6 protein-coding genes are annotated in these 7,056 nt (G+C 71.6%); 1 reads left to right on the forward strand and 5 read right to left on the reverse strand.

Going from position 1 to position 7,056, the window contains the following annotated elements; all coding sequences use genetic code 11:
* Positions 1–12: 12 nt before the first annotated feature.
* The 4 genes from uppS to FJM51_RS07560 all read right to left on the reverse strand — a co-directional run bounded on the left by uppS (position 13) and on the right by FJM51_RS07560 (position 2,833).
* Positions 13–762: a polyprenyl diphosphate synthase gene (gene uppS / locus FJM51_RS07545; protein WP_140453499.1), complete on the reverse strand. Its 750-nt coding sequence runs from the start codon at positions 760–762 to the stop codon at positions 13–15.
* A 70-nt stretch (positions 763–832) separates the two neighbouring features.
* Positions 833–1,939: an MraY family glycosyltransferase gene (locus tag FJM51_RS07550; RefSeq protein WP_181164473.1), complete on the reverse strand. Its 1,107-nt coding sequence runs from the start codon at positions 1,937–1,939 to the stop codon at positions 833–835.
* Between the two features lie 256 nt (positions 1,940–2,195).
* Positions 2,196–2,378 (reverse strand): hypothetical protein, encoded by a 183-nt coding sequence (locus tag FJM51_RS07555; protein WP_140453501.1) that lies wholly within the window; start codon positions 2,376–2,378, stop codon positions 2,196–2,198.
* 146 nt (positions 2,379–2,524) lie between these two features.
* Entirely contained in the window at positions 2,525–2,833 is a 309-nt protein-coding gene (locus FJM51_RS07560) for an I78 family peptidase inhibitor (protein WP_181164474.1), read from the reverse strand.
* A gap of 207 nt (positions 2,834–3,040) precedes the next feature.
* Here FJM51_RS07560 and FJM51_RS07565 point away from each other — a divergent pair, with 207 nt between their 5' ends.
* A complete protein-coding gene (locus FJM51_RS07565; RefSeq protein ID WP_181164475.1) occupies positions 3,041–4,813 on the forward strand; it encodes an ATP-binding protein in 1,773 nt (590 codons plus the stop codon).
* Here FJM51_RS07565 and FJM51_RS07570 read toward each other — a convergent pair.
* Positions 4,803–6,842 carry an alpha/beta fold hydrolase gene (locus FJM51_RS07570; RefSeq protein WP_181164476.1) on the reverse strand — a complete coding sequence of 680 codons (2,040 nt, stop codon included), beginning with the start codon at positions 6,840–6,842 and terminating at the stop codon, positions 4,803–4,805. The genes FJM51_RS07565 and FJM51_RS07570 overlap by 11 nt on opposite strands.
* Between the last annotated feature and the right edge of the window lie 214 nt (positions 6,843–7,056).

Raw genomic sequence — 7,056 nt, forward strand, 5'->3', positions numbered from 1 at the left:
CGGCGCCTCGCCTCAGCTTTCCGCGACCGCCCGCGCGGCGGAGGCCTGCGCGCCGATGAGGCCGAAGCGGCGATGCCGTCCGCGATAGCCTTCCACCGCCTCGGCGAGCACGGCGGGGGTGAAGTCGGGCCAGGGCAGCTTCAGGAAGGCGTATTCGGCATAGGTCGCCTGCCAGAGCAGGAAATTCGATACGCGGCACTCGCCCGAGGTACGGATGATGAAATCCGGGTCCGGCAAGTCCCGCGTGTCGAGCGCCTCGGCCACCGCCGCCTCGCCGATCGTCTCGGGCGCCAGCGCCCCCCCGGCGGCTTGCGCCGCGATGTCGCGCAGCGCGCGGGTCAGCTCGTCGCGTCCGCCGTAATCGATTGCGATGGTGAGGTTCAGCCCGCGGCACGCCCGCGTCTTGTCCTCGAGCAGGTCCATGAGCTGGCGCAGATGCGCCGGCACCCGGTGACGCATGCCGATGAAGCGTACCCGCACGTCATGGGCGCGCAGCGAATCCATCTTGCCGAGGATGTAGCCGCGGAAGAGCCGCATCAGCCCCTGCACCTCGGCCACCGGCCGCTGCCAGTTCTCGGTCGAGAATGCGTAGAGGGTCAGATGGGTGATGCCGAGATCCGGGGCGGCGGTGACGATCTCGCTGACGCGCCGCGCCCCCTTGGTATGCCCGGCGACGCGGGGAAGCCCCCGCGCCTCGGCCCAGCGGCCGTTCCCGTCCATGATGATGCCAACATGAAGTCTGGTCGATTCGTCACGCGGCATCACAGTTCCATCCTGCCCCGAAATACATGATACAAGTCCGCCTTCGCACCCGCAACACGCGGGATGAAGGTCACAGCAGCCGCGCCAGCCTCAGGGGCAGATGCGCGGCGTTGAGGGACATGACCCGGTAAAGCTGCCCATAGATATAAGCGGTGAGAAAGAAGAACGCGGCGCTCAGCGCCGGGTTCCGGTAGCTCGCCATCACGAGGAGCGTCGTCAGCACCGGCAGCGTCCAGGTGACGAGGCTGGTGGCGGGATTGCGCAGGTGCGAAGCCCGCTTCGCCCTGACGATCCGCCGCGCGTAGTGGCGATAGGCGAGCATGTGGAAATGCACCCGGTCGGGCTGGCCGACGCTGTGGCCCTCGCGCCGCGACTTCCGGCTCATCGAGGACAGCGTCTCGATCACCGGATAGGCGCAGATCAGGATCGCCGTCCAGGCCGAGACCTCGGGATTGCGCGCCGGCAGCAGCACGCCCAGCACCGCGAGCAGATAGCCGCAGAAATAGGCCCCGCCATCGCCGAGGAAGATCTTGCCGAGCGGGAAGTTCACGCAGAAGAACCCGAGCACCACGGCGGCGAAGAGCAGCGCGAGCTGGAACACGAGATCGTCCCCGACCTGGTGCGCGACCCAGGCGAAGGTTCCGAACAGGATGAGCAGCGTGCCCGCGGCGAGCCCGTTGAACCCGTCGATGATGTTGACCGCGTTGGCGACGCCCCCCATCGAGAAGCCGGTGAAGAGAAGCGCGATCGCGTAGAAACCAAGGAGCCAGTCGACGCCGGGAAGATCGACCTTGTCCATCACGTAGCCGGTCAGCAGCGCGAAGATCACGCCCGCGCCCATCGTCGCCCCGAGCCGCCACTTCACGCCGACCCTGCGCGTGACATCCTCGGCGAGCCCGGCGAGCAGCGCGGGCAGCCCCGCGAGTCCGACCAGGATCCAGAGCGCGCGCAGTTCCGGCTGCAGCAGCGGCGTCACCGCCGCGTAGCTCAGCGCGAGCGCGAGCCCGCCGATGCGCGGCACCGCCGTCTTGTGGAACTTCTGCGGCCCGTTCATGTGGTCATGGGTGAAGCGGCCGTGCCACCGCTGCGTGACGACGAAGGCGAGGCACAGCACCAGGCTCAGGACGAAGGCCGCGAACGCGGCGCCGTCGATCGCCTCCCAACCGATTTCTGTCACGACACTGCCCATGCGGGGAGGGTGATCCCCAGTTCTGATTGTTCTTGGCCGGCAGAAATACCGTGTTTCTCCGCGGTTTACGAGGGTCTTGGCGGCATTGAACGATCACATTTCGCCCGGGAGCGGTGAAACAGGCGGAAACATGGGCGGATGCCCGCCTCCGCGCCGATTTTCGCATCACCGGCATGAAAAGGCCGCGGCCCGAAACGGGTCGCGGCCGCGCCACCCGGCGAGGTGGCCAGGCGAGGGATCCGTCTCAGCTGACGTTCGGCCCCCGGATCACGCGAATGGCCGCGCGGACCTTGCGCCACTGCTCCGCGGCGCTCTCGTCGCCGCGCTCCTCGCTCGCCTTGGCGCGCTGCGCCGCCTCGTATTCGGCCTGATCCCCGTGCGCGGCGTAGAGCCGCTGGGCGTAGTCGTCGATATGCACCGCTGACATGTGTTTCCTCCGATTCTCATTATGTTCTTTCAAAGCCCGGAGCGTAACATCTTCGCCGCGCCCCGTCAGCCCGCGAAGCACCCCGTCGTTGCGCAAACGCCTCGCGGACCGATCCGTTCCGGGGCGCTCGTCCCCTCCGCCGATGCCTAGCCGCAGTAGACCCGGGCCACCTTGTCGCCCGATCCCACCTCGACGTTCATCCGGTCCTCGCGATGGTCCGTCGTCGCCGGCATCCCGGGGAAGAGCACCCGGGTTCCCTCCGGCAGCGCCGCGGGATCGAGCGTCGCGGCGCTCTGCCCGACGAGGCTCTGATGATCGATCGCGCCGCAGCTGTCGCGTCCGGATCCCGCGGAGGCCGCGGCGACCTCCTCGCCCCCGGATCTCAGCCCGGCGCAGGCGCCGAGCGCCAGCAGGGCGCCAAGGCCGAGACAGGCCGCGCGGAACGGATGATTCATGGTCGCTCTCCTCGCATCTCGATGCCCGCGGAGGCAATCACGCGGCGTCCGGGAACACAAGCCACCCCCACCCGAGCCGGGGAGGCGAGAGTAGATCATCTCTAAGTTGTAAAATCGCTTTCGCTCCGCGATCCCTTCGCCTATCCTTCCTTCATGCGAACGGCCTCGCGGCGAGCCTCGTGCTTCAGGAAAGGATGTCTCGGGGGCATGAAATCCAGCCTGCAGCCTCGGATTCCGAAGTATCTGCCTGTCGTCGTCATCGCCGGCGCGAGCTTCCTCGTGGGTTTCGCGATCACGCGGCCGCCGGATCTCGGGCGCGCGCCCATCGGGGCCGCCGAGTGGATCGCCGCCCTTCCCGCCTCGCTCGCCGCGGTCACCGTGCTCGCGGGCGCGCTCGCCGCCGCGGGCCTGCTCGTTCGGCGGGTGCTTGGCACCCGGCCGGAGGCCGCTCCGGCTCTCGCGCTCGAGGCCGCGGGCATCGGGACGCGGGAAATCGATCCCGAGACGGGCATGCTCTCCTGCGACGCGCGCGCCCGCGACCTGCTCGGCCTGACGGAGCGGCGCTGCGCGGAGGCGGACTGGCTCGCCCGGATGCGCCCGGAGGATCGGACCGAGGCGCTGGACCAGACGCGCCGGGCGCGCGGCTCCGGGCGGAGCGTCGCCATCCTCTACCGTGTGACGCTCCCGGACGGGCGGACCCGCTGGATCGAGGACATGCTCGCCCCGATCCCCGGCGGCCGGCTGATCGCGCTGCTCCGCGACGTGACCGAGCAGCGCGAGGCGGCGGAGCGGCTGCGCTTGCGCCAGGGCCAGGCCGAGGCCACCGCCGAGGAAACGGCGCGCTTCCTCGCCGTGATGAGCCACGAGATCCGCACGCCGATGACCTGCGTCCTCGGCATGCTCGACCTGCTGACCGACGAGCCGGACGCGCGGACCCGGGCCGAACGGCTCGAGATCGCGCGCCGCTCGGCCGGCGCGCTGCTCGCGATCCTGAACGACGTGCTCGCCTTCTCCCGCGCGGAGGGCGGTCGGTTCGAGCTCAGGCCGGTCCCGACGGAGCCGGGGCGCCTCGTCGCGGAGGTCATGGACATGATGCTGCCCCGGGTCGAGCCGAAGGGCGTCGCGCTCGACTGGACCATCGCCCCCGACGTGCCGGAGCGGGTGCTGACGGATCCCGGCCGCATCCGGCAGATCCTCGTGAACCTCGTCGGCAACGCCGCGAAATTCACCGACCAGGGCGAGATCGCCCTGCGCGTCGAACGCGCCGACGCCCCCCCGGGCCGGATGGCGCTGGCCTTCGAGGTGCGCGACAGCGGCGTCGGCATGGCGCCGGACGTGCTGGAGCGGGTGTTCGACCGTTTCGTGCGCGACGAATCCGCCGGCGCCGGGCGCGAGGCCGGCACGGGGCTCGGCCTCGCGATCTCCAGGCACCTCGCGCAGCTGATGGGAGGCACGATCGAGATGACGAGCGCCCCCGGCGCGGGCAGCGTCGCGCGCTTCGTGATCCCGGTCGAGCGGGCCGACGCCCCCGCGCGCGAGGCGCCCCCGGCGGAGGAGAGCACCGAGGCTCCCGGCCCGTTGCGCGTCCTCGTCGCCGAGGACAATGCGACCAACCGTTATCTCGTGCGCGCCCTGCTGGAGCGCGAGGGGCACGAGGTGACGACCGTCGCCGACGGGATCGAGGCGGTGGCGGCGGCGGACCAGGGTTTCGACGTGATCCTGATGGACGTGCAGATGCCGCGGATGGACGGCGCGACGGCCACGCGGGCGATCCGGACTTCCGGCCTCGCCAGCGCCCGGACGCCGATTATCGCGCTGACGGCGAACGCGCTCGCCGCCGATCGGCGGATCTATCTCTCGGCGGGGATGAGCGACTACGTGTCGAAACCGATCGAGCTCGCCGCGCTCAACGGCGCGCTGGCGCGGGCCGCGCGGAGCCGGCGGGCGCGGGCCGAGGCGGAGCGGCCCGTCAGCGGCTGAGCAGGGCGAGATTGGCGGCGGCGCCGAGCGCCGCGGCCGAGAGGAGCGACAGATAGACCCGGCCGGGCAGCGACCGCTGCCCCGTCGCCCAGACCGCGACCGCGGCCCCGAGCAGGCCGAGCCCGGCGAGACCGATCGCCGCCGGCAGGCTCCGCACCCAGGACCAGCGCGCCGGGATCGCCCCCATGACGACGAGCGTCTGCTCGTTCACCAGCGTCGAGCCGACGGCCAGCACCAGCCCCGCGAGGCAGAGCACCGCGAGCAGCGCCGCCGCCGCCGCGAGCCAGGGCGCGGAGCGCGACAGCCGCCCCGCCGCGCCCGCGACGGCCCTCGGCGGGGGCCGCCCGCTCAGCCGCGCGATGAGCGCGCCGAGCGGATAGACGAACAGCGCCGTGGCGAGCACGATGGCCGCCAGCACCGCCGGGATCGCCAGAACGCCCGAGAGCGCGATCCCCCGGACTCCTTCCGTTGCCATCAGCCGCCGCAGCGTGCCGAGAAAGATCACGTCGTCGGCGGTCACGAATTCCCGCGGCGGATCCGCCGCGCAGGCGGTGTCGAGCGGCGCGGCGGGGTCGTCGAGAAAGGCTGCGATGATCCGGTTCGCGCAGGCGCTCGCCATCGCCTGGCCATGCGCGCCGGCGAGAAAGACCACGTGGCGCGCGTTCGGCAGCGTCGGCAGCAACTTCTCCGCGTAGGCGGGCGGCGTGATCGGGTCGAAATCGCCGGAGAGCAGCAGCGCCGGCAGATCGCTCGCCACCGGCGCGAGATCCCCGCGCGGCAGCGGCGGCACGCCCCAGTCGCGGCAGACCCGCGCCGCGACCTCCGCCTGGGCGCGGGTCGCCTCGGCGAGCCTCGGCATCACCCCGGGAAAGTCCATCGCCGCCGCGTCGACATCACCGTGATCGGCGCAGGTCACCGTCATGTGCATCCCCTCGGCCATCGAGGTATCGAACAGCGTCGCCGGCAGGAGCAGCGTGGTCAGCAGCGTGAAATCGCCCTTGTCGGCGCGATCGATGACGAGCGGCGCCAGATCGTGCAGATCCGAATAAAGCGCGCCGTAGATCGCCCCCTCCAGCATGTCGCCGGTCAGGCGGACCTCCACCGGCTCGCTCGCCGGCCCGGCCGCGCCGTCGGGCAGCGGCACGACGGTCACTGTGACCGGATCCGCGTTCAGCCGGTCGACCAGCGCGAGATAGCGCGCGGCGAGATCGGGGAAGGCCTTCGCGCAGCGGGGCGCGGCGGCGCAGCCGCGCAGGTATTTCTCGCCGATCCGCTGCTGGGCGAAGGCGGGCTCGGTGAAGAGGTCGTAGTCGAGCGGCACCACCGCGTCGAGCACGACGGCCGAGAGGATCCCGGGGTGGCGGCGCATCAGGAACTGGCCGAGTTCGGAACCGTAGGAGACGCCGTAGAAGGCGATCCGGTCGAAGCCGAGCGTGTCGCGGATCGCCGCCACGTCGTCCGCGCTCGCCGCCGACTGATAGGCGCCGAGGTCGATGCCCGCGGCCCTGAGTCGCGCGCCGCAGACCTGCATCGCCGCGAAGAAGGCCGCGTCCTCGGAAGTCGCCGAATCCACCCCGGCCGCGCTCGCGCGCTCGGCGTCGGCGAGTTCCGGACAGGTCAGCGCCGGTTTCGAGAAGCCTGTGCCGCGCTGGTCCCAGAGCACGAGGGGCCGGTTCCGCGCGGGCCGCGCCCGGGGGTCGTCGAGCAGCGCCTGGGCGAAGGATCCGATGGTGCCGACACCGGGCCCGCCCTGCGCCATGAAGAGCGGCTCCGGCGCGGCGGGCTCGTCGACCGGCGCGAGGATCGCCACCGCGAGATCGATCCGGGGCGAGGCGCCGAGATCCCGGCGCTCGCGCACGCTGACGAAACCGCACTCCGCCCCGCGCCCTTCCGGAGGTGACAGGCTGAACGTCGCGCAATCGGCCGCGGTCCAGCCCGCCCCACGCGGGAGCGCGGGAGACGGCGGCTGCGCGGACGCGGCGAGCGGGCCGAGCAACAGGAACAGGAGCGCGATGAACCACCTGAACACCGTCGCTCCCCCCTCCGTTCTCCGGAGAAACTCTGGTCCCCGCCGGGTCGCATTGCAAGCGGCGAGGAGGGCCGGTTCCCGCCCGCGGGAGGTGGACGCCCCACGCGGGCGGGGCGTCCGTCGCCTCAGGCGCGGTTCATGCGGTTGTCGATGAGGTCCTCGACGACGGTTGGATCGGCGAGGGTGGAGGTGTCGCCGAGGGCGGCGTAGTCGT

This window comes from Amaricoccus solimangrovi (assembly GCF_006385685.1).
GTDB lineage: Bacteria > Pseudomonadota > Alphaproteobacteria > Rhodobacterales > Rhodobacteraceae > Amaricoccus > Amaricoccus solimangrovi.

Bases quoted from the DNA above. Each gene is read 5' to 3' on its own strand.
- uppS (WP_140453499.1), bottom strand. From the start codon at position 762: ATGCCGCGTGACGAATCGACCAGACTTCATGTTGGCATCATCATGGAC.
- FJM51_RS07555 (WP_140453501.1), bottom strand. From the start codon at position 2,378: ATGTCAGCGGTGCATATCGACGACTACGCCCAGCGGCTCTACGCCGCG.
- FJM51_RS07560 (WP_181164474.1), bottom strand. From the start codon at position 2,833: ATGAATCATCCGTTCCGCGCGGCCTGTCTCGGCCTTGGCGCCCTGCTG.
- FJM51_RS07565 (WP_181164475.1), top strand. From the start codon at position 3,041: ATGAAATCCAGCCTGCAGCCTCGGATTCCGAAGTATCTGCCTGTCGTC.